General features: G+C 64.4%; 20 protein-coding genes. 13 read left to right on the top strand and 7 right to left on the bottom strand.

Going from position 1 to position 22073, the window contains the following annotated elements; translation table 11 throughout:
* Positions 1 to 73 precede the first annotated feature (73 nt).
* Entirely contained in the window at positions 74 to 1282 is a 1209-nt protein-coding gene (locus ASD45_RS21895; RefSeq protein WP_056913825.1) for an aminotransferase class V-fold PLP-dependent enzyme, read from the bottom strand.
* A 168-nt stretch (positions 1283 to 1450) separates the two neighbouring features.
* On the opposite strand from ASD45_RS21895, the gene ASD45_RS21890 reads away from it, so the two are divergent.
* The 3 genes from ASD45_RS21890 to ASD45_RS21880 all read left to right on the top strand — a co-directional run bounded on the left by ASD45_RS21890 (position 1451) and on the right by ASD45_RS21880 (position 5663).
* Entirely contained in the window at positions 1451 to 4426 is a 2976-nt protein-coding gene (locus tag ASD45_RS21890; protein WP_156381038.1) for an FAD-binding and (Fe-S)-binding domain-containing protein, read from the top strand.
* A 38-nt stretch (positions 4427 to 4464) separates the two neighbouring features.
* Positions 4465 to 4758: a helix-turn-helix domain-containing protein gene (locus tag ASD45_RS21885; RefSeq protein WP_056913824.1), complete on the top strand. Its 294-nt coding sequence runs from the start codon at positions 4465 to 4467 to the stop codon at positions 4756 to 4758.
* 152 nt (positions 4759 to 4910) lie between these two features.
* Entirely contained in the window at positions 4911 to 5663 is a 753-nt protein-coding gene (locus ASD45_RS21880; protein WP_056913823.1) for a glucose 1-dehydrogenase, read from the top strand.
* Between the two features lie 56 nt (positions 5664 to 5719).
* On the opposite strand, the gene ASD45_RS21875 is transcribed toward ASD45_RS21880, so the two are convergent.
* The 3 genes from ASD45_RS21875 to ASD45_RS21865 all read right to left on the bottom strand — a co-directional run bounded on the left by ASD45_RS21875 (position 5720) and on the right by ASD45_RS21865 (position 8630).
* Complete coding sequence (locus tag ASD45_RS21875; protein WP_200949772.1) at positions 5720 to 7012, bottom strand: TRAP transporter large permease; 1293 nt, start codon at positions 7010 to 7012, stop codon at positions 5720 to 5722.
* On the bottom strand, positions 7009 to 7548 hold the full coding sequence (locus tag ASD45_RS21870; protein ID WP_056913822.1) for a TRAP transporter small permease subunit: 540 nt from the start codon (positions 7546 to 7548) through the stop codon (positions 7009 to 7011). The genes ASD45_RS21875 and ASD45_RS21870 overlap by 4 nt, the downstream gene beginning before the upstream one ends.
* 86 nt (positions 7549 to 7634) lie before the next feature.
* Positions 7635 to 8630: a TRAP transporter substrate-binding protein gene (locus ASD45_RS21865; protein WP_244485613.1), complete on the bottom strand. Its 996-nt coding sequence runs from the start codon at positions 8628 to 8630 to the stop codon at positions 7635 to 7637.
* Positions 8631 to 8992: 362 nt separating this feature from the next.
* On the opposite strand from ASD45_RS21865, the gene ASD45_RS21860 reads away from it, so the two are divergent.
* The 4 genes from ASD45_RS21860 to ASD45_RS21845 all read left to right on the top strand — a co-directional run bounded on the left by ASD45_RS21860 (position 8993) and on the right by ASD45_RS21845 (position 13152).
* Positions 8993 to 10246 carry a sodium:proton antiporter gene (locus ASD45_RS21860; protein WP_056913821.1) on the top strand — a complete coding sequence of 418 codons (1254 nt, stop codon included), beginning with the start codon at positions 8993 to 8995 and terminating at the stop codon, positions 10244 to 10246.
* Between the two features lie 4 nt (positions 10247 to 10250).
* Positions 10251 to 11312 carry an ABC transporter substrate-binding protein gene (locus tag ASD45_RS21855; protein WP_056913820.1) on the top strand — a complete coding sequence of 354 codons (1062 nt, stop codon included), beginning with the start codon at positions 10251 to 10253 and terminating at the stop codon, positions 11310 to 11312.
* Positions 11313 to 11456: 144 nt separating this feature from the next.
* Complete coding sequence (locus ASD45_RS21850; protein WP_156381037.1) at positions 11457 to 12236, top strand: ABC transporter ATP-binding protein; 780 nt, start codon at positions 11457 to 11459, stop codon at positions 12234 to 12236.
* 133 nt (positions 12237 to 12369) lie between these two features.
* Positions 12370 to 13152, top strand: coding sequence for an ABC transporter permease (locus ASD45_RS21845; protein ID WP_056913819.1), 783 nt, complete (start codon positions 12370 to 12372; stop codon positions 13150 to 13152).
* Here ASD45_RS21845 and chrA read toward each other — a convergent pair.
* From chrA to ASD45_RS21830, 3 genes are all read right to left on the bottom strand, one after another.
* Entirely contained in the window at positions 13149 to 14486 is a 1338-nt protein-coding gene (gene chrA, locus ASD45_RS21840) for a chromate efflux transporter (RefSeq protein WP_056913818.1), read from the bottom strand. The two genes, ASD45_RS21845 and chrA, sit on opposite strands and share 4 nt — an antisense overlap.
* Positions 14487 to 14493: 7 nt before the next feature.
* On the bottom strand, positions 14494 to 15318 hold the full coding sequence (locus tag ASD45_RS21835; RefSeq protein WP_056913817.1) for a chromate resistance protein ChrB domain-containing protein: 825 nt from the start codon (positions 15316 to 15318) through the stop codon (positions 14494 to 14496).
* A 120-nt stretch (positions 15319 to 15438) separates the two neighbouring features.
* Positions 15439 to 16164 carry a sulfite exporter TauE/SafE family protein gene (locus tag ASD45_RS21830; RefSeq protein ID WP_056913816.1) on the bottom strand — a complete coding sequence of 242 codons (726 nt, stop codon included), beginning with the start codon at positions 16162 to 16164 and terminating at the stop codon, positions 15439 to 15441.
* A 144-nt stretch (positions 16165 to 16308) separates the two neighbouring features.
* Between ASD45_RS21830 and ASD45_RS21825 the strand changes: the two genes are divergently transcribed.
* The 6 genes from ASD45_RS21825 (at position 16309) to ASD45_RS21800 (ending at position 22060) form a co-directional block, all read left to right on the top strand.
* Positions 16309 to 17058: an SDR family NAD(P)-dependent oxidoreductase gene (locus ASD45_RS21825; RefSeq protein WP_056913815.1), complete on the top strand. Its 750-nt coding sequence runs from the start codon at positions 16309 to 16311 to the stop codon at positions 17056 to 17058.
* Positions 17055 to 17969 carry a DMT family transporter gene (locus tag ASD45_RS21820; protein WP_244485611.1) on the top strand — a complete coding sequence of 305 codons (915 nt, stop codon included), beginning with the start codon at positions 17055 to 17057 and terminating at the stop codon, positions 17967 to 17969. The genes ASD45_RS21825 and ASD45_RS21820 overlap by 4 nt, the downstream gene beginning before the upstream one ends.
* 95 nt (positions 17970 to 18064) lie before the next feature.
* Positions 18065 to 19096, top strand: coding sequence for a thiamine pyrophosphate-dependent dehydrogenase E1 component subunit alpha (locus ASD45_RS21815; protein WP_056913813.1), 1032 nt, complete (start codon positions 18065 to 18067; stop codon positions 19094 to 19096).
* Between the two features lie 3 nt (positions 19097 to 19099).
* Positions 19100 to 20080: an alpha-ketoacid dehydrogenase subunit beta gene (locus ASD45_RS21810; protein WP_056913812.1), complete on the top strand. Its 981-nt coding sequence runs from the start codon at positions 19100 to 19102 to the stop codon at positions 20078 to 20080.
* A gap of 121 nt (positions 20081 to 20201) precedes the next feature.
* Positions 20202 to 21653 (top strand): NAD-dependent succinate-semialdehyde dehydrogenase, encoded by a 1452-nt coding sequence (locus ASD45_RS21805; RefSeq protein ID WP_056913811.1) that lies wholly within the window; start codon positions 20202 to 20204, stop codon positions 21651 to 21653.
* Between the two features lie 5 nt (positions 21654 to 21658).
* Positions 21659 to 22060 carry a lipocalin-like domain-containing protein gene (locus tag ASD45_RS21800; RefSeq protein WP_156381036.1) on the top strand — a complete coding sequence of 134 codons (402 nt, stop codon included), beginning with the start codon at positions 21659 to 21661 and terminating at the stop codon, positions 22058 to 22060.
* Positions 22061 to 22073 lie beyond the last annotated feature (13 nt).

The raw sequence follows: 22073 nt of genomic DNA, 5'->3' as shown, positions 1-22073 counted from the left end.
CGCGAATGCCCCTCACCCGGCTCACTTCGTTCGCCACCCTCTCCCCGTAAGAACGGGGAGAGGGAAGCAAAGCTTACTCCGCCGCCTGCTTCTTGGCGCCGCCATGCGCGGTGACGAGATAATCCATCGCCGCCTGCACGCCGCCGGTCTTGATCGGCACGCCGAACATCTGCAGCGCCACTTCGGTGACGCCGAGGCAGCCCAGCATCATCGCATCGTTGACGTCGCCGAGATGGCCGATGCGGAAGTAGCGGCCGGCAAACGGACCGAAGCTGGCGCCGTAGGAGATGTTGAAGGTCTCCAGCGCCATGGCGCGGAACTGGTCGGCATTGAAGCCTTCCGGCAGCAGCACCGCGGTGACGGTCGGCGACTGGTATTTCGAATCCTTGACCAACGTCTCGAGGCCCCAGTGCTTGACCGCGCGCCGCGTCGCCTCGGCGAGGCGGTCATGGCGGGCGAACACGTTGTCGAGGCCTTCCTCGTGCAGCATGGTGATGCCGACATCGAGGCCGAACAGCATGAGCGTCGCCGGCGTGTAGGGGAAGAAGCCGGACTTGTTCATGTTGAGCATGTCCTGCCAGTCGAGGAACGACTTCGGCAGCTTCGATGTCTTGTTGGCTTCCAGCGCCTTGTTGCTGACGGCGTTGAACGACATGCCGGGCGGCAGCATCAGGCCCTTCTGCGCGCCGCCGACGGTGACGTCGACGCCCCATTCGTCATGACGGAAGTCGGTCGAGGCGAGCGAGGAGATGGTGTCGACCATCAGCAGCGCCGGATGCTTGGCGGCGTCGATGGCCTTGCGGATCTCGGCGATCGGGGACAGCGCGCCGGTCGAGGTCTCGTTGTGCAATACGCACACCGCCTTGATCTCGTGCTTCTTGTCCTCGGCGAGACGCTTCTCGATCACCTTCGGATCGACGCCGGTGCGCCAGTCGGTCGGAATGAGTTCGCTTTGCAGGCCGAGCTTGTCGGCCATCTTCTTCCACAGCGCACCGAACTGGCCGGTCTCGACCATCAGCACTTTGTCGCCGGCCGACAGCGTGTTGGTCAGCGCGCCTTCCCAGGCGCCGGTGCCGGTCGCGGTGTAGATGATGACCGGGTTGGTGGTCTTGAAGATCGTCTTGATGCCATCGAGGCATCGCTTCGCCAGCTTGGCAAACTCGGGACCGCGATGATCGATCATCGGCGTGTCCATCGCCCGCAAGATGCGATCCGGAACGGGCGTCGGTCCGGGGATGTGCAGGAAGTGACGTCCCACCTGACGCGAGGAATTCTGAGCCATCGGAAATCCGCTCCTGGAACGGCTGATAAGGTTCGTGTTGTGGGGTTTGAACCACGGGCTCCGTCCCGGCGGGGAGCGGCGCTTGTCGCCTTGAACTATGAATGTCACATTCCGGTCAAGCGGATTCCCGCAATTGGCTCATGCAATAATCGACATAAACCAATAAGGATGGGCATTTTGGCGGTTGTGCTCCCCGGCCTGGAAAGGCGTTTGAAGGCTGAATTGACGGGAGACGTTCATTTTGACGCCTTTACCCGCGGCCGCTACGCGACCGACGCCTCGCACTACCAGATCACGCCTGTGGGCGTGGTGGCGCCGCGCACGATAGAGGAAGCCGAACGCGCGATAGGCATTTCGCGGGAGGAGGGGGCCACCGTACTGGCCCGTGGCGGCGGCACCTCGCAATGCGGCCAGACCATCGGCCCGTCGCTGGTGGTGGACTGCTCGAAATACCTCAATCGCATCCTCGATCTCGATGTCACGCGGCAGCGCTGCGTTGTCGAGCCCGGCATCGTGCTCGACGACCTGAACCGCCAGCTCAAGCCGCACGGCCTGTGGTTTCCGGTCGATATTTCGACGGCGTCGCGCGCCACCATCGGCGGCATGGCCGGCAACAACTCCTGCGGCGGCCGCTCGCTGCGCTACGGCACAATGCGCGACAATGTCATCGCCATCGACGCCGTACTCGCCGACGGGGCGGCGGCGCATTTCGGCCCGATCGGCGGCAGCGTCAACGATGTGCCGCCGGCGCTGCGGCCACTGGCGCAGGACCTGATCGCCATCGGCGCGCGCGAGGCCGATGAAATCGCCGCCCGCTTTCCGAAAGTGCAGCGCCGGGTCGGCGGCTACAATCTCGATGCGCTGGTGCCGGGCTCCTATAAAGGCGGCAACGACATCAACCTCGCCCACATTCTTGTCGGCTCCGAAGGCACGCTCGGCTTCTCGACGCGCATCGAATTGAAGCTGTCGCCGCTGCTCGGCCGCCGAGCCGTCGGCGCCGTGCATTTCGGCTCGTTCTACGAGGCGATGAACTGCGCGCAGCACATCGTCCGGCTCAAGCCGATCGCAGTCGAACTCGTCGATCGCACCATGCTTGAGCTTGCCGGCGCCATTCCGATTTTCAAGCCGACGCTCGACAAGTTCGTGCGCGGCATGCCGGAAGCGATCCTGCTCGTCGAATTCGGCGAGGCCGACCAGGACGCCAATCTTCGCCTGCTGCGCCAGCTCGAACAGCTGATCGGCGATCTCGGCTTTCACTGGTCGCACAGCGGCGCCAAATGGGGCGGCGTGGTCGAGGTGCTCGATCCTTCGTTGCAGGCGGCAATCACCGAGCTGCGCACCTCCGGTCTCAACATCATGATGTCGATGAAGGAGCAGGGCAAACCGGTGTCCTTCGTCGAGGATTGCGCGGTGCCGCTCGAGCATCTCGCCGACTATACCTCGCGGCTCACGGCGATCTTCGACAAGCACGGCACGCGCGGCACCTGGTACGCGCATGCTGGGTCCGGCTGCCTGCACGTGCGGCCGGTGCTCAATCTGCGGCTCGAGAAGGACGTCCACGCCATGCGAGCGATTGCCGAAGAGGCCTTCGCCATGGTGCGCGAATACAAGGGCTCCCATTCCGGCGAACATGGCGACGGACTGGTGCGTTCGGAATTCAATGAACCGATGTTCGGCTCGAGATTGGCGCGCGCCTTCGAAGAGGTGAAGGATCGCTTCGATCCGAACGGCCTGTACAATCCCGGCAAGGTGGTGCGGCCGTCGAAATTCGATGACCGTTCGCTGCTGCGCTACAAGCCCGGCTATCACGGCATCGAGATCAAGACCGAGCTCGACTGGTCGGCCTATTCGGGGTCGGGCGGCGGTTTTCAGGGCGCCGTCGAGATGTGCAACAACAATGGCGCTTGCCGCCAATTGGCCGGCGGCGCCATGTGTCCGTCGTACCGCGTCACCCGCAACGAGCGCGACGTCACCCGCGGCCGCGCCAACACGCTGCGGCTCGCGATATCCGGCCAGCTCGGCGCCGATGCGCTGTCCTCGGACGAGATGGCCGAGACGCTGTCGTTATGTGTGTCGTGCAAGGCATGCCGCCGCGAATGCCCGACCGGCGTCGATATGGCGCGCATGAAGATCGAGGTGCAGGCGGCGCGCGTGAAGCAGCGTGGCCTGTCGCTGCATGACCGGTTGGTCGGCTATCTGCCGCGCTATGCGCCGTTTGCCGCGCGTCACCCGGCGCTGTTCAACCTGCGCGAAAAAAGCGGGATGCTGAGGCGGCTGTCGGAGGCCTTCACCGGATTCTCGGCGCGGCGTAGCCTGCCGCAATGGCGCGGCGATATTTATCGCGATGACAGCGACGGTGCCGCTACTTCGGCCAGCAAGCCGTCGCCGAAGCGCGAGGTCGTCCTGTTCGCCGACACCTTCAATCGCTATTTCGAGCGCGAGAATCTCGACGACGCCGTCACCGTGCTCAGGGCCGGCGGCTATCACATCCATGCGGCGCGGCCGGTGGACGACGATGCGCGGCCACTGTGCTGCGGCCGCACCTTCCTGTCGGTCGGCAAGGTCGATGAGGCGCGCAGGGAAATGCAGCGCACGCTCGACGCCATCGCGCCGCTGGCGCGGCGCGGCGTGCCGATCGTCGGGCTCGAGCCGAGCTGCCTGCTGACGCTGCGGGACGAGATGCCGGCGCTGATGAAAGGCGAGGGCGTCGCCGAGGTCGCGGCGCAGGCCATGCTGCTCGAGGAATTCCTCGCGCGCGAGATCAAAGCCGGCGCCCTCGATTTGCCGCTCCAGCCATTGCCGCGGCAGGCATTGCTGCACGGCCATTGCCACCAGAAATCGTTCGGCGCCATGGGCGCGGTGGAGAGCGTGCTTCGCGCGGTGCCGGAGCTGAAGGTCGAAACCGTCGAATCGAGCTGCTGCGGCATGGCCGGCGCCTTCGGCTACAAGGCCGAGACCATCGACGTGTCACTGCAGATGGCCGAGCTGTCGCTGTTGCCGGCGGTGCGTAAGGCGCCGGACGACGCGCTGATCGTCGCCGACGGCACCTCGTGCCGCCATCAGATTCACGACGGCGCCGGCCGCGAGGCGCTTCATGTCGCGCGTGTGCTGGCGATGAGCCTCGGGCCGGTGCCCGGCGCGTGAGCGCTGGACTTCCGCCTGCGACTGCTTATTTTTCAGTCATGGCCAAGGCAAAGAAGAAGGTTCTCACCGACCGCGAATTCGAGCGGATCGCCCGGGCTTTGGCCGAGCCGCGGCGTTACGCTATCCTCAAGAGCATCGGCGCGCAGGATGCGCCGCTGCCGTGCGGCGGCCTGCACACCTGCCACGGCATCAGTCCCGCCACCGTCTCGCACCACATCAAGGAACTGGAGACCGCCGGCCTGATCGAAATCGTTCGCGACGGCAAATTCGCCAATCTCGTGCTGCATCGCGACGTCTTGCGCGCCTATCTCGACCGCCTGGCCGAGATCTAGCGCCCCGGATCATCCCGCCCTTCGAATCTTCGTTCGACCTGCGGAACACCGCCCCGAATTTTTCGCTCCCGCCCTTGCGTCCCGCCGGCGCCGCCCTACCTGTCATTTCGATGATTATCTAATTATCGAATCGAACGCAACAGGAGAGTTTGATGAGCGATCTCAAGGGCAAGGTGGCGGTGGTAACCGGCGCGTCGAAGGGCATTGGCGCGGGCGTCGCCCGCGCGTTCGGGGCCGTCGGCGCCGCCGTCGTCGTCAATTACGCGTCGGACCGCGCCGGCGCCGACAAGGTCGTCGCCGACATCAAGGCCAAGGGCGGCAAGGCGATCGCGGTGCAGGGTGACGTCGCCAAGGCGGCCGACGTGCAGAAACTGTTCGCCACGGCCAAGGAAACCTTCGGCGGCGTCCATGTGCTGGTGAACAATGCCGGCGTCTACAAATTCGATGCCATCGAAAACGTCACGGAGGATGAATTCCACCGCCAGTTCAACATCAATGTCCTCGGCACCGTGCTGGCGACGCGCGAGGCGGTGAAGTATTTCGGCCCGAACGGCGGCAGCGTCATCAATGTCGGCTCGAACGCCAGTGCCGAGGCCACGGTGCCGACGGCGTCGGTCTATTCGGCGACCAAGGGCGCCGTCGATACGCTGACGCGCGTGCTGGCGGCCGAACTCGGCCCGCGCAAGATTCGCGTCAACATCATCGCGCCGGGCGGCACCGAGACCGAAGGGCTGGTTACCGCCGGCGTCAAGGGCAGCGAGTTCGAGAAGGCGCTGGTCGATCGCACGGCGCTCGGCCGCCTCGGCCAGCCCGACGATATCGCGCGCGTCGCGGTGTTTCTCGCCTCCGACGATTCGGCGTGGATGACCGGCGAGCGTCTCGCCGCCACCGGCGGCTATCGCTAGACACAGCAAAGGCCCATCCGGATCGCGCCGGATGGGCCTTTTCCGATGGCCGGCGGCTAGCTCGCGTAGAACATCTTGATCAGCACCAGCGACAGCCACGGCACGTAGGTGCACAGCAGCAGCACCAACGTCAGCACGCTGATGAAGCCAAGATTGGCCTTGGTCGTCGCCCAGATATCGGACTTGGCAATCGAGCACGAGGCGATCAGCACGCTCGCCACGGGCGGCGTCTGCTGGCCGATGGCGAGGTTGAGCGTCAGCACCAGACCGAAATGGATCGGATCGATGCCGACTTGATGGATCAGCGGCAGCACGATCGGCACGGTCAGGATGATCGCCGCCGCCGAGTGCAGGAACATGCCGATGATCAGGAAGAACACGTTGAGGATCAGCAGCACCATGTAGGGATTGGTGGTGATGCTGACGATCGAGCCGGCGAGCTTCTGCGGCAACTGGCTTTCGGTCAGGAACACGCCGACCAGCGCCGACGCGGCGACCAGCAGCATCACCACGGCGGTCTGGATCGCCGAGTCGACGCAGGCCTGATAGAACGACTTGAAGTCGAGGTCGCGATAGACCACGACGCCGATGAACAGCGCCACCAGCACGGCGAGCGCCGCGCCCTCGGTCGCGGTGACGAAGCCGCCGAAGATGCCGCCGAGGATGACGACCGGCATGACCAGGGCCCACAGCCCTTCGCGAAAGGCCTTGCCGAGCTTGTCGAGGGCGAAGCGCTGCTCGACCGGGAAATTGTATTTCCAGGCGTAATAGTAACAGAGCGCCATCAGGCCGAGGCCGCCGATCACGCCGGGGATGATGCCGGCGACGAAGATCTTCACCGCCGACTCCTGCGCCATCGCGGCGTACAGGATCATCGGGATCGACGGCGGGATGATGATGGCCAGGCTCGCCGAGGACGACGTCACGGCGGCGGCGAATTCCTTGGAATAACCGCGCGACTTCATCGCCGGAATGAGAAGGCTGCCGAGGGCCGCGACGTCGGCCACGGCCGAGCCGGAAATCTCGGCGAAGAACATCGACGAGCCGACCGTCACCATGGCGAGGCCGCCGCGGACGAAGCCGAGCAGGGCGGTCGCCAGATTGATCAGCCGCCGCGCGATCGACGACGCGTTCATGATGCCGCCGGCCAGAATGAACAACGGCACCGCGAGCAGCGGGAAGTCGCTGGCGCCCTGGAACATGACCAGCGCGGTGTTCGGCAGCATGTAGCTGCCCTGCATGATCCAGATCGCCAGCATGGCGACGACGCCGAGGGCGACCGCGATGGGCACGTTCAGCATCACCAGTGCGCCCATGCCGATCAGCATCAGGGAGATGGCGCCGTTCATGGGCGGATCTCCTTGCCGGCCTGGCCGTGGATCAGGGCTTCCTGCAACTCATGATCGACCAGCGGTCCGCGCCGCGCTTCGCGCAGCAGTTCGGGCAGGCGTAGGAGTTCGGCGATCACGAACAGCACCGAGGCGATGGGGATGACGGATTGGGTGACCTGCAGCGACAGCCAGGGCAGCGACACCAGCGTATCGCCCTGCAGAATCTGCACGACCTTGGTGCCCATCACGGCAAGCACGGCGAAGAAGAAGATGGTCACGATCGAGGAAAACGCCGTGGCCGCGACGCGCCAGTCCGCCGGCAGCGAATTGACGAAACCCGAAAAGCCGATATGGGCGCCGCGCAGCGCGGCCAGCGCGCCGCCATAGTAGGTCAGCCAGCATAACGAGATCGACGCGACCTCGTCGTACCAGACCAGCGACGCGCCGGCCCAGCGATAGACGAAGCCCAGGGTGATGATCGCGGTGACCGCCAGCATCAGGAAGACGGCAATGAGTTCGAGGATGCGGTCGAAAGTCTGTCGGATGGCGGTCATGGATTCTCGCTTCCAGGGCGGCGGCAGGTGCGCGTTACGGCCGGCGCGAAGCCGGCCGTAACGTCATCGGTACGGCAAAGCGCGGCTTAAGAGCCTTTCGCGAGGCTGAGCGACTTGTCGATCAGCTCCTTGCCTTTCGGCACTTCCTTGGCGAAATCCTCGTACACGCCTTTCGAGGCCGCGACGAAGGCGGCCTTGTCGGCTTGGTTCACCTGGATGCCCGAGCTCTTCATCTTGTCGATCAGTTCGCCGTCGAGCTTGGCGGCGAGCTTGAGGATCTCCGGTTCGACCGCGACGGCGGTGTCGGCGAGGATCTTCTGCACGTCGGCCGGGAAGCGCGCCCACGAAGCGCCGGCGGTCAGATAGGCCGGCGTGTAGACGTGGCCGGTGAGCGAGAGATACTTCTGCACTTCCTGGAATTTCTGCGAGTAGATCTGCGTCAGCGGATTTTCCTGGCCGTCCATCACGCCGGTCTGCAGCGCGACGAACACCTCCTTGAGCTCCATCGGCGACGGGCTGGCGCCGTAGGCCTGAAACATCTTCACGCGCCACACGCCACCCGGCACGCGCAGCTTTACGCCTTCGAGATCGGCGGGCTTCACGATCGGGCGCTTGTTGTTGGTGATCTCGCGGTAGCCGTTCTCCCACACGCCGAGAATGCGGTAGCCCGCCTTCTCCGCGATCGGTCCTAGGATGGGATGGGTCACGTCCTTGGCGATGCGCGCGGCGTGGTCGCGGTTCTGCACCAGATAAGGCATCTCGAACACGCCGAACTCCGGCGCGACCGAGGTCATCACCGTCGAGGGCAGCGCGAGATCGACGGTGCCGAGCTTCAGCTTCTTCATCAGTTCGCCGTCGCCGCCGAGCTGGCTCGAGCCGTAGACAACGACCTTGGCCTTGTCGCCGAGCTTGGCGTTGACCTTGGCGGCGTAGAGATCGGCGGATTGCGCGAACAGCGAGCCGGGCGCGCCGACATGGCCGAGCTTGATTTCCATCTGTGCGGAAGCGGCGCCGGCCGACAAGAGCGTTGCGGCGGCGATGCCAAGCAGTGTTTTGGCAAGCGACATTTTGGAACGCGACATGACCCTGATCCTCCCGAAGATTTTGTAGCCCGCCTAACTGACCCGCAGGGCCGGCAAAGCGAGGGTTGTTGTGCCAGTATCAATGCAAATCGGACCCGGCAAAACAAGCAGGCAAGTCGAGCGCGAGGGCCGCTGCGGCAAATGTTCCGATACGGCACCGCACCTAAGAGAGAGAGGGTGAAGCGCTCCGCTCCCAATCGGTGTAGGCTGCTGCCAGACCTAGTGGTCCTATTGGCTGCGTCGCCAAGTGCCTTTCGCAAACGCGATCAGGCGAAAAGCTCGTCCCTGGCCGTATCCTTCGAACAACTGGCGCAGGTCCCATCGCGCTTGGCTTAAAATCCCATCCTCAATCGGATTTCCTCATGTTTTCTATTTTCCATCTGTTTTCGGCGTTATTGCTGCTCGCGGCGGTTTTCGGATACCTCAATCAGCGATTTCTTCATTTGCCGCGCACCATCGGCATGCTGATCGGCGCGCTGGTGCTGTCAGTGGCATTGATCGGCTGGGATGCCGTCTTCCCAGGCATTCTGGTGCGGCCCTGGGCCAAAGTGATTCTGGGGGATCTGTCGTTCCCGGCCGCGCTGTTGAACGGGGCGCTGAGCTTCCTGCTGTTTGCCGCCGCGCTGTCGGTGAGTTTCTCCGATCTTTGGAATCGGAAAGGCACGATCATCGTCCTTGCAACCGTCGGCGTGCTGATCTCGACCTTCCTTATGGGTGTGGCGATGTGGCTGGTCTTCGCGCTCACCGGACTCGGTGTGCCTTTGATCTGGTGCCTGGTGCTGGGCGCCATTGTCGCGCCGACAGACCCGATCGCGGTCTCGGCGGCGCTCGAACGGATCGGCTTGCCGGCGGAATTGCGCGCAGTTATCGCCGGCGAAAGTCTTTTGAATGACGGCGTTGGCGTACTGATGTTCACGCTTCTGGTCGGTGTAGCGGCCGGCGGCGACAAGATCGGCCTTGGCGAGTTCGGCTTCATGTTCGTCTACGAGGCCCTTGGAGGCGCGCTGCTCGGCCTGGCGGGTGGCTATCTCGCCTATCGCGCCATGCGCGGAATCGATCAGCACGACGTCGAGATCATGATATCGCTGGCGCTGGTGACCGTCTGCTACAGCGTAGCCGAATTATTGCATTTGTCCGGGCCGATCGCGGTGGTCGTGGCCGGCGTCCTGGTCGGCAGCCGCGCGCGCCAACACGCCATGAGCGAGAATACCCGCCGTCACATCGACCTGTTCTGGTCGGTGATCGACGAGGTGCTTAACTCGCTGCTGTTCCTACTGATCGGGCTGGAGATTGTCGTGGTCGAGGGCGGCAAAATGACTTTGATCGCCGCGTCCGCTGCCGCGCTGCTGAGCTTGGCTGTGCGCTTCGCCAGTGTCGGGCCGCTGGCCTTGATCATTACCCGGCTCAAGGTGCGAATCGGCGCCACCATGCTGCTGACCTGGTCGGGACTGCGTGGCGGCATTTCGATCGCGCTGGCTCTGTCGTTGCCGGAAACCGGGTACCGTCAGCCCATTCTGGCGGCGGTTTACGGCGTGGTTCTGTTTACGATTCTGGTGCAAGGGCTTACCTTGCAGCGGGTCGCGGACTATTTCTTCCGCCGTAAACCGGAGAGCTGAGACGATGCGGAGAAATGTCTTCATTCAGTCGGCGCAATCGACCCTGGCAATTTTGCTATTGGCGGCGGTGGCGCTCTCGACGCCGGCTTTGGCGCAGCATGGCGGCGCGCCGGCGCCAAAGAAGGAAGGCCCCGAACTCCGCAAGGTCCGCTTCGGCACCAACTGGGTCGCCGAGGCCGAGCATGGCGGCTTCTATCAGGCGCTCGCCGACGGCACCTACAAGAAGTACGGCCTCGACGTGGAGATTGTGCCCGGTGGACCCAACGTCAACAACCGCATTCTACTGCCGGTCGGCAAGATCGACTTCTTCATGAGCGCGAACTCCTTGCAGAGTTTCGACGCCGTCGAGCAGAATATCCCGACCGTCGCCGTCGCCGCGTCGTTCCAGAAGGATCCGCAGGTGCTCATTGCGCATCCGGGCATGGCGAACACGCTCGACGATCTCAAGAACCTGACGCTGTTCGTCTCCAAGGAAGGCATGGCGAGCTACTACCAGTGGCTGAAGGCCGATTACGGCTTCACCGAACGCAGCGTGAAGCCGTACACGTTCAATGCGCAGCCATTTCTCGCCGACGAGAAAAGCGCCATGCAGGGCTATGTCACCTCCGAGCCCTATGCGATCGAGACCCAGGGCAAGTTCAAACCGAAGGTCTTTCTGCTCGCCGATTACGGCTTCAACAGCTACTCGACGCTCATCGAGACGCGGCGCGACCTGGTCGAGAAGGATCCCGATCTGGTGCAGAAGTTCGTCGATGCTTCGGCGATCGGTTGGTACAATTACATCTATGGTGACAGCAAGCCGGGTAACGAACTGATCAAGAAGTTCAACCCGGAAATGACCGACGCGCTGCTGGCCTATTCGATCGCCAAGATGAAGGAATACGGCATCGTCGATTCCGGCGACACGCTCAAGCTTGGCATCGGCGCCATGACGGATGCGCGCATGCACGCCTTCTACGACAAGATGGTGCGCACCGGCGTGGTCAAGGCCGGCCTCGACTACAAGAGGGCCTTCACGCTGCAGTTCGTCAACAAGGGCGTGGGCCTTAATCTGCGGCCGAAGTGACGATCTCCGCCCATTTGGCCTCATGGCCGGACATAGCCCGTCGAAGACGGCGTGAACGCCCTTGTGCCCCGGTCATTCACGTCTTTACTGTATTGAGTTCCTAAGTCGCGGATGCCCGGCATAAAGCCGGTCATGACGGAGCAAATGGCAAGCTCGCCGACAATCGCAAATTCCATCGTCTCGCTTCGCGATGTCGGCAAGACATTCGACAGCGGCGTCGTCGCGCTGGCCGGGCTGTCGCTCGACGTCCACGCCGGCGAGTTCGTGTCGCTGCTCGGGCCGTCAGGATGCGGCAAATCGACGGCGCTTCGCATTGTCGCCGGCCTGAGCGCGCCGTCGCGCGGCACGGTCGAATGGCCGCAGGGTCATGCGGATGCCGCCGCCGGTGCGATCGGCTTCGTCTTTCAGGAGCCGACCTTGATGCCGTGGGCGAGCGTGGCCCGCAACGTCGAGCTGCCATTATCACTGGCCGGGGTGGCGCAGGCGCGCGAGGCGGTCGCTACCGCGCTTGCCCATGTCGGGCTTGCCGACTTCGCGGCGGCGTTTCCGCGCGAACTGTCCGGCGGCATGAAGATGCGCGTCTCCATCGCCCGCGCGCTGGTCACCGAGCCGCGGCTGCTGCTGATGGACGAGCCCTTCGCCGCGCTCGACGAGATCACCCGCTTCAAGCTCAACAACGACCTCTTGCTGCTGTGGCAGGCGTTGCGGCGAACGGTGATCTTCGTCACCCATTCCGTGTTCGAGTCGGTTTATCTGTCGCAGCGCATCATCGTGATGACGCCGCGGCCCGGCCATGTCTTCGCGGAGATCGCGATTCCGGCGCCGTATCCGCGCGACGAGCGCTTCCGCACCTCGGCGGAATATGCCGGCTATTGCCGGCAGGTCGCCGAGACGCTCGCCGCGGCGATGGGTGAACGCGGATGACGAATGTCGCGGGCACAATCGGCCTCATGGTGAGGAGCGCTCCGAAGGAGCGCGTCTCGAACCATGTGGCCGCCCGCATCCTTCGAGACGGCGCTGCGCGCCTCCTCAGGATGAGCGCGGGGGGAGGGCATCGATGAGCGGGCGCGTTCTCCGCCTTGTCCTGCCGGCGCTGCTGCTCGCCATCGTCGTCGTCGTCTGGGAGGCGACGGTCCGGTTCTTCGCCATTCCGGCCTATGTGCTGCCGAGCCCGGCCCTGGTGTTCGGCGCGCTGATCGACGACCGCGCCCTTCTGTTCAATTCGCTGCTGGTGACGCTCGGGCTGACCTTCGAGGGCTTCATGCTGGCGGCGGTCGGCGGCATCGTGCTGGCGATGGCCTTCAACCAATGGCGGCTCATTGAATATTCGTTCTATCCCTATGCGGTGATCCTCCAGGTGACGCCGGTCGTGGCGGTCGCGCCGTTGCTGCTGATCTACCTGCCGCAGCATCTCGCCGTTCTGGCCTGCGCCTGGATCGTCGCGTTCTTCCCGGTGCTTGCCAACACCACGCTCGGCCTCAACTCGGTCGATCGCAACCTGATGGCGCTGTTCGATCTCTACAAGGCGTCGCGCTGGCAGGTGCTGATGCGGCTGAAGCTGCCCGCGGCGCTGCCGCAGATCCTCACCGGCCTGCGCATCGCCGGCGGCCTGTCGCTGATCGGCGCCGTGGTGGCGGAGATCGCCGCCGGATCGGCCGGGGCCGGATCGGGCCTTGCGTATCGTATCGCCGAATCCGGCTACCGGCTCAACATCCCGCGCATGTTCGCGGCGCTCCTGCTGCTGTCGCTCGTCGGCGTTGCCATCTTTCTGGCGCTGTCGGCGCTGTCGCACCTGGTGCTGCGCCGCTGGCACGAAAGCGAGTTGCGCGCCGAGAACTAGAACGAATAAGTCGAGACGATCCCCAGCAGTGCCATCACGATGATCACCTCGATCAGACCGCGGTGGAAGCGGAAGGCGAGCACTGCGGCGACCACGGCGAGCATCGCCGCATGGCGGTCGAGCGCGTTGGGATCGAAGCCGAACCAGCGCAGCGGCCCGGCATGATGCTCTGTGACGTTGCCGAACAGGACGTGCAACGCGAACCAGACCGACAGGTTGAGGATGACGCCGACGACGGCTGCCGTGATCGCCGCCAGCGCGCCGGTCAGTCGCTTGTTGGCCCGCAGATCTTCGAGAAACGGCGCGCCGGCAAAGATCCACAAGATCGCCGGCACGAACGTCACCCAGGTCGTCAGCGCCGCGCCGATCAGCCCCGCCGTCAACGGCGAGAACGGCGCCGCCGCGCGGAAGGCGGCAAGAAAGCCGACGAACTGCGTCACCAGGATCAGTGGGCCCGGCGTGGTCTCGGCGAGGCCGAGACCATCGACCATTTCCGGCGCCGTCATCCAGTGATGCGTCTGCACCACCTGCTGCGCCATATAGGCCAGCACGGCATAGGCGCCGCCGAAGGTGACCACGGCGAGCTTGGAGAAGAACAGTCCGATCGCCACCATCACGTGGCCCGTGCCGAGCGTCAGCGCGGCGATCGCGACCGGCGCCCACCACAACGTCAGGCCGATGACGAGGGCGAGGATGGCGTGCCGCCAGCGGTCGGCGCCATGGGCGAGGGCGGTCTCGGATACACCATTGATGCCGATCAGGTCGGGACGCGATTTCGCCACGACGAAGCCGGCAAGAGCCGCGGCGCCGACGATCAGCGGGAACGGCAGGTCGAAGAAGAAGATGCCGACGAAGGCCAGCGCCGCGAGGGCCACCATCAGCCACGACTTGAGAGCCCTTTTGCCGATGCGGATCAGCGCCTCGATCACGATCACCAGGACCGCGGCCTTGATGCCGAACAGCGCGCCGTCGATGGCGCTCACGCCTCGCCCGTAAGCGTAGAGCAGGCTGAGGCCGAGCATGACGAAGGCGCCGGGCAGCACGAACAGGATGCCGGCGGCGAGGCCGCCGCGCACGCCGTGCAGCAGCCAGCCGACATAGGTCGCGAGCTGCGTCGCTTCCGGCCCGGGCAGCAGCATCGAGAAATTGAGCGCGTGCAGGAAGCGCGGTTCGTCGATCCACTTTTTCTCGTCGACCAGGATGCGATGCATCATGGCGATCTGTCCGGCCGGGCCGCCGAAATTGATGCAGCCGATCTTCAGCCACACCAGAAAGGCCTCGCCGAAGCTCGGATGAGCCGGGCGCGCATTGGTGGTTGCAGTTTCGCTTGTCATGGTGTTGTCACGCCGCCTTCGTGGGCCAGTTGTGCTTCTCGTCGGCGGCAAAGCGGGCCCACGCGAACAATGCATCATAGATGGCAAAGCCGCGGCGAAGGAGTCCATGGTCATCGTCGCCGGCCAGCGCCGAAAGGCCGAGCGATATGGCGTGCAGGCCACTGGCTTCGGCCGCGAGATCGTGGCGTGCGGTGTCGGCGCCGCGAACGATCAGGGCAAGCCGCGCCAGCGACGGCTCATCCGCCAGCCCGAATATCGAAAGCAACGTGTCGAAACTGCAGGTCTCGCCAACGTGCGAGATTTCGACGCCGGCGATGTCGAAGGGGATGGCGCTGAAGTTGGTCGCTGCATCGGCCACGTAAGGCGGATCGACGAAGACAAAGCGCGCCTCGGGGTCGATGAAGCGGCGAATGAGCCATGGGCAGGCGATGCGATCGATCTTCGGATGCCGCCGCGTTACCCACAGCGACGGCCGCTGCGGCATCAGCCGGTCCGCCGCGGCGCGATCGACCAGCGGCAGGCCGGCATCGGTCCAGGCGCCCTGGCCGCCGGCAAGCTGGGCAGCGTCGTAGCCCTGGCTCCGCAGGTCGCTGACGATGACCTGGCTCAATTCCTTGCCGAGCTTGCAGGTGACGACGATGGGACGGGCCCGGTCCAGCGTTCCGATCCAGCCGGCGAGCGCGGTCGGCTCGCGCCACACGGAGCCCGGAATGAGACCGGGCACCTGCTCGTAGATGTCGCGGCGGCGCACGTCGATGATCTGCGGCGCGCGCGGCGTCGCGATCAGATGCCAAAGGTCCTGGGGTGATATCGAGAAATTGAAAGCAAGCATGAGCTTCCTCCGTCAGCGAAGGAAGCGGTGCTTGGGCATCGGATGCCTGAAGCGCGGGGCGACCGCCGCTGGCCCCACGGTTCGAAGTGTAGCGAAACGGCTCCGCACCGGCAAGCAGGGTCAGCCGAACAGCAGCACCAGGCCGGACACCATCAGCAGAACCAGGACCACCTTGCGGAAGGTGAGTTCGTTGAGGTGGCCGTAGAGTTTCAGCCCGACCCACAGACCGGCGCCGAGCGCGGGGAGGCCATAAAGATAGATGCGCAGCAGATCCGTCGTCACCGTGCCGTTTATGGTCAGCGACACCGCGGTGATCGCGAAGGCAGCCAGGATCACCGGCTGAAATATCGCGCGCTGTTCATCCCGGCGGAAACCGCGCAGTTGGCACCAGACGGTGATGACCGGACCGGCCAGTCCCGTCATGCCGCCGAGGATGCCGTTGAGGAAACCAATGCCAATATCCGCCGGCAGCGACGGTCGCACGGTGTGGACATGCGGCCGGATCAGGAAATAGCTCGAGTAGATGATCAGCAGCCCGCCGACACCGTCGCGGATCATCGCCGGGCTGATGTGCGAGAGCAGCGCTGCGCCGACCGGCACGCCGACGACGCCGCCGCCGATGAAGGGCGCTAGCGTCCGCAGGCTGAGCGCGTGGCGCAGTTTCCAGATGCTGTAGCTCTGCACCAGCAGGCCGTAGCCGACGATCAGCGCCGCGGTTTGCGCCGGCGTCAGGATGTGCAGCCAGACGCCGGAGACGACGAGACCCATGGCGAAGCCGGCCAGGCCGCTGACGATGCCCCCCACGAAAGTCGACAGGACAAAAAGCGCCAGAATCGGGCCATCCATTGCCGTGCCCAAGTCCCTTCAACCAGCGCTTGGATGCAGTTCCCGGACGGATGGCTGCCATCTTCAGGGGAGGCTGCATTTTCCCCGGCAAACCGACTATACCATCCGTTAAATCGATACAATCAACCTGGGGGAACCGCACCTATGTCCAATAACATCGATCTCAAAGGCCGCTTCGCTGTCGTCACCGGCGGCGCGCAAGGCATCGGCCGCGCCATCGTCGAGCGCTTCCTGGCCTCCGGCGCCGCGGTCGCGATCTGGGATCGTGACGAACCGCTGGCCAAAAAGACCGCCGGCGAGGTGAAAGGCCGCGTCGAGGTGGTGCCCGTCGACGTCACCGATTTCGCCAGCGTCGAGCGGGCCCGCGATGCCACGGTGAAGGCCTTCGGCCGCATCGACATTCTGGTCAACAACGCCGGCATCGCCGGCAAGAACACCACGACCTGGGACTATCCGCTCGACGAGTGGAAGCGCGTCCTCACCGTCAATCTCGACAGCCAGTTCTACTGCTGCAAGGCGGTGACGCCCGGCATGATCGCCCAGGACTACGGGCGGATCGTCAACATCGCCTCGATCGCCGGCAAGGAGGGCAACCCCAACGCGGTTGCCTATTCGGCGTCGAAGGCCGGCGTCATTTCGCTGACCAAGTCGCTGGCCAAGGAAACCGCCGGCAAGAACATTTCCGTCAATTGCATCACGCCGGCTGCGGCGCGTACCGCCATTTTCGACCAGATGACGCAGCAGCACATCGACTTCATGCTGTCGAAAATTCCGCGCGCCCGCTTCGTCAACGTCGAAGAGGTCGCAGCGCTCGCCGCGTTCTGCGCCTCGGAAGATTGCTCCTTCACCACCGGCTCGATCTTCGACATTTCGGGCGGGCGGGCGACCTATTGAACGATACTGCTGCCATTGCCCGGCGCCAGCGGCTGACCGGCATTGCCCTGATGTGCGCGGCGGTGGCGGGGTTTTCCTGCATCGATGCGACAGGCAAATACCTGTTGCATTCGATGCATCCGTTGCAGGTTGTCTGGGCTCGTTACGCCGGCGCTTTCGTCCTGGCACTTCTGTTCATGAACCCGGTGACCAAGCCGGGTATGCTGGTGACGCGGCGGCCCTGGCTGCAGATCGGTCGCGCGGCGCTTTTGTTTGGATCGACCGGGCTCAATTTCTTCGCGTTGCAGTACCTGCAACTCGACGAGGCTTTGTCGATCCTGTTCTCGACGCCCTTTTTGGTCGCCGTCCTGTGCGGACCCATCCTCGGTGAATGGGTCGGCTGGCGGCGATGGATCGCCATCGGAGTCGGCTTCGTCGGCGTGCTGTTGGTCGCGCGTCCCGGCTTCGGCGGTCTGCACCCTGCGGCGCTGCTCTCTTTCGGCGGCGCGATTTGTTATGCCCTGTATTCGATTTCGACACGCGTGCTCGCGCGAAGCGACTCGAGCGAGACGACGCTTTTTTATTCGAATCTTCTCGGCGCGGTGGCGATGCTGCCCGTCGTTCCGTTCGTTTGGAGCACCCCGCAGGACTGGTTCATCGTCCTGCTGATGGTCGCCATCGGTGCTTTCGGCAGCATCGGGCACTACCTGCTGATCCGGGCCCACCGTCTGGCGCCGGCGTCAACACTGGCGCCGTTCATCTACACGCAACTGGTGTGGACGACGACCTGGGGCTTTGTCGTGTTCGGGGATGTGCCGCACCACTGGACGATCGTCGGTGGGCTGATTGTCGTCGGCTCCGGTCTCTATCTGCTGTACCGCGAGCGCAAGGTGGGCAAGCCCGCCGCGGACGGCCGTCCCACCGCCGATTAAGCTCACCCTGGGACAGTTGCGGCGCCGCGATCATCAGGGCTAAGTTTCGGCTCAGATAACGAAAACAAGCCGGCTTCCGGCGGCGAGGAAATCTCATGGCGACGGCGCAAGACCGGGCCCAGGCTCCCGGCTCGGGGCTGAACGACGATATCGGTGAAGCCAAGCGGTTGGCGATGTACCGCTCGCAGCTCCGTATCCGCGAGGCCGAGCAGCGCGCCTATGACCTGTTCCTGCAAAATCTGGTGAAGGGCACCAGTCACCTGTCGCTCGGGCAGGAAGCGGTGGCGAGCGGCTTTGCCGAGGCCATGCAGAAGGGCGATCTGTCGTTCTGCACCTATCGCGGCCATGCCCATACCCTGGCGCGCTGCGTATCCGTCGAGAAGGTGCTTGGCGAGCTGATGCAGCGCGACAATGGCTTGATGCGCGGCAAAGGCGGCTCGATGCATCTGACCTCGGAAGAACACGGCGTCATGGGCTCCTATGCCATCATCGGCGCGCATCTTCCCATCGCCTGCGGCGCCGCCTGGCGCGCGCAGTACAAGGGCGACAAGGACGTATCGGTTTGTTTTTTCGGCGACGGCACCACCAATATCGGCGCCTTCCATGAGGCGCTGAACTTCGCCGCGATCTGGAAGCTGCCGGTAGTCTTCGTCTGCGAGAACAATCTCTACATGGAATACACGCCGATCGGCGACGTCACCGCCGTCCCGCATCCGGCGGCCGACCGCGCCGGCTCCTATGGCCTCGAGCGCATCATCATCGACGGCAACGACGCCGATGTCGTCTATCGCACGGCGCAGAGGGCGTTTTCCAGGGCGCGGGCCGGCGAGGGCCCCTCGCTGATCGAAGCATTGACCTATCGCCACTCCGGCCATTCGCGCGCCGACCCCGCCAAATATCGCCCCGAAGGTGAATTGGAGAAATGGAAGCAGCGCGATCCGATCAAGATCTATCGCGAGCGCCTGCAGCAATTCGGCGTCAGCGACAAGGTCATCGCCGAGATCGATGCGTCGGTGCGCCAGGAGGTCGATGACGCCACCGAGACCTGCAAGGCGGCGCCGATGCCGCCGGCCGATATCCTCACCACCGACGTCTACGCCGACGGCGGCTGGGCCTGGAGGAATTAAGGCATGCCGGAAATCACCTACCGCGACGCGGTCATCCGCGGCATTGCGCAGGAAATGGCCCGCGACAACGACGTCGTTTTCCTCGGCGAGGACGTCGCCAAGGCGGGCGGCGTGTTCAAGGCGACCGTCGGTCTATATGAGCAGTTCGGTCCGCTGCGCGTCCGCGACACGCCGATCTCCGAGCAGGCGATCTTGGGTGCCGCCATGGGTGCGGCGATGACCGGACTGAAGCCGATCGCCGAGATCATGTTCTCGGACTTCTTCGCGGTGTGTTTCGATTACATCGCCAACGAGTTTCCGAAGAGCCGCTACATGTCGAACGGCCAGACCAAGTGCCCGCTCGTCGTGCGCACAGGTAACGGGGCCGGCTCTCGCTTCGGCGCGCAGCACTCTCAAAGCGTCGAGAACTGGTGCATGATGATCCCGGGCCTCAAGGTCGTGGCGCCATCGTCGCCGGTCGACGTCATCGGCCTGCTCGCTGCCGCGGTGCGCGATCCCGATCCGGTCATCTTCCTCGAGCACAAGTCGCTATACGCAACCAAGGGCGAGGTTCCCGACGGCGAGATCGTCGATCGGCTCGGCACTGCCAAGATTGTCCGGCCGGGCCGCGACGCCACCATTCTGGCGCTGGCGCTGATGGTGCCGCGCGCGGTCGAGGCCGCAGAACGGCTGAAAGCGGAACACGGCATCGACTGCGAGGTTATCGACGTGCGCTCGCTGGTGCCGCTCGATACGCAGACGATTCTTGCTTCGGTCGCCAAGACGCATCGCCTGTTCACGGTCGAGGAGAATCCCCGGCTGTGCGGCTGGGGCGCGGAGATCGTCTCGATCGTCGCCGACGAAGCCTTCTACGATCTCGACGGCCCGCCGGTGCGTATAACGACCCCGCATATTCCGCTACCCGCGGCCGACATTCTGGAAGATATGGTGTTGCCGACCGCGGAACGCATCGTCGAAACCGTGCGGCGCAGTTTGCAAAGCTGATGGGCAATATCGCGGAGTGAAAATCTGCTATTTCGTGCGACGACGATGACGCCCGGCTTTGGCACGATAGAATCGACGTTCGCGGCTCGCGAACAACGATGCAGATAAAAGGAAATGCGCCATGTATGACAACCTCCTCGCCAACGTGCCGACCGATCTGTGGATCGGCGGCAAATGGAAAAAGGCTTCCGACGGCGGCCGCTTCGATGTGATCGATCCTGCGACGGAAAAGACCATCGCCTCGGTCGCCAGCGCGACCGTCGAGGACGCCATCGCCGCCGTCGATGCGGCGCAAGCCGCATTCCCGGCCTGGGCCGCCAAGAAGCCGCGCGAGCGCGCCGAGATCCTGCGCAAGGCGTTCGAGATCATCATGCGCGACGCCGAACGCTTCGCGAAGCTGATCACGCTGGAGAACGGCAAGGCGCTGAGCGACTCGCGCGGCGAGGTCGCCTATTCGGCCGAGTTCTTCCGCTGGTACGCCGAGGAAGCGGTGCGCAATCTCGGCTCCATGTCGATGGCCCCCGCGTCGGGCGCGCGCATTCTCGCCCAGCACAAGCCCGCCGGCATCGCCGTGCTGGTGACGCCGTGGAATTTCCCGGCGGCGATGGCGACGCGCAAGATCGGCCCGGCGCTGGCCGCCGGTTGTCCGGTGGTGCTCAAGCCCGCGTCCGACACGCCGCTCACGATGCTGGCGCTGATGCCGGCGCTGGAGGAAGCTGGCGTGCCGCCGGGCGTCGTCAACGTCATTCCGTCGCGCTCGTCGGGCAAGGTCGTGTCGGCGATGCTCCACGACCCGCGCGTCCGTGTCGTCTCCTTCACCGGCTCGACCGAGGTCGGCCGCAAGCTGCTGCATGAAGCCGCCGACCAGATCCTCAAGCCGGCAATGGAGCTCGGCGGCAATGCGCCGTTCCTGGTGTTCGAGGATGCCGATATCGACGCTGCGATCGAGGGCGCCATGATCGCCAAGATGCGCAACATGGGCGAGGCCTGCACCGCGGCGAATCGCTTCTACGTGCACGAGAAGGTGCACGACGAATTTGCCAAGAAGCTCAGCGCCAAGATGGCCAGCCTCAAGATGGGCAACGGTCTCGATGACGGCGTTGCCGTCGGCCCGCTGGTGAACAAGGAAGGCCGCGACAAGGTCGTCGAGCTCGTCGATGACGCGGTCTCCAAGGGCGCCAAGATTCTCACTGGCGGCAAGGTGCCGGATGGTCCCGGCTTCTTCTATCCGGCGACGGTCGTCACCAACGTGCCGGATGGCGCCATGATGCTGAACGAAGAAATTTTCGGGCCGGTCGCATCGATCCAGACCTTCAAGACCGAGGAAGAAGCGATCAAGCGCGCGAACGACACTGAATACGGTCTTGTCGCCTATCTCTACACCAAGGACATGTCGCGCGGCCTGCGCGTCTCCGAGAAGCTTGAGTTCGGCATGATCGGCCTCAACCGCGGACTCGTCTCCGATCCGGCGGCCCCGTTCGGCGGCGTCAAGCAATCCGGCCTCGGCCGCGAAGGCGCGCAAGAGGGCATGAAGGAGTTTCTTGAGACGCAGTACATCTCAGTGACCTGGTGAACGCAGTGACTCGTGATGAATTGACCGCCAGGCTGATGGGGGCCTGGCGGTACATCGGCGCCAATGTCAAAGGCCAGCCTCGCGATCTCGGACCGGATCCGAAGGGCATGATCTATTACGGGCCGCATGGCGAGATGATGGTGCAGATCGCGCCGGACGTCGCGCGCAAGCGCGCCGGCGCGGTGGCAACGGCGGAAGAGGCAAAGCACGCGCTGAGCGGTTTCATCGCCTATCTCGGCACCTACACCGTCGACGCTGCGGCCGGAATCGTGACGCATCATCGCCAGGCCAGTCTGCAGCCGGGCGATGAAGGCGATCTCGTGCGCCGTTGCGAGTTCAAGGGCGACCGGCTGTCGCTGTGGTCGGCCGATAATTCGCTGGAAGTGATCTGGGAACGCATCAAGTGAGGTGGGGACACGC

The sequence above is a fragment of the Pseudolabrys sp. Root1462 genome (genome assembly GCF_001426945.1).
GTDB lineage: Bacteria > Pseudomonadota > Alphaproteobacteria > Rhizobiales > Xanthobacteraceae > Pseudolabrys.
This window is presented reverse-complemented; position numbering and strand designations above follow the sequence as displayed.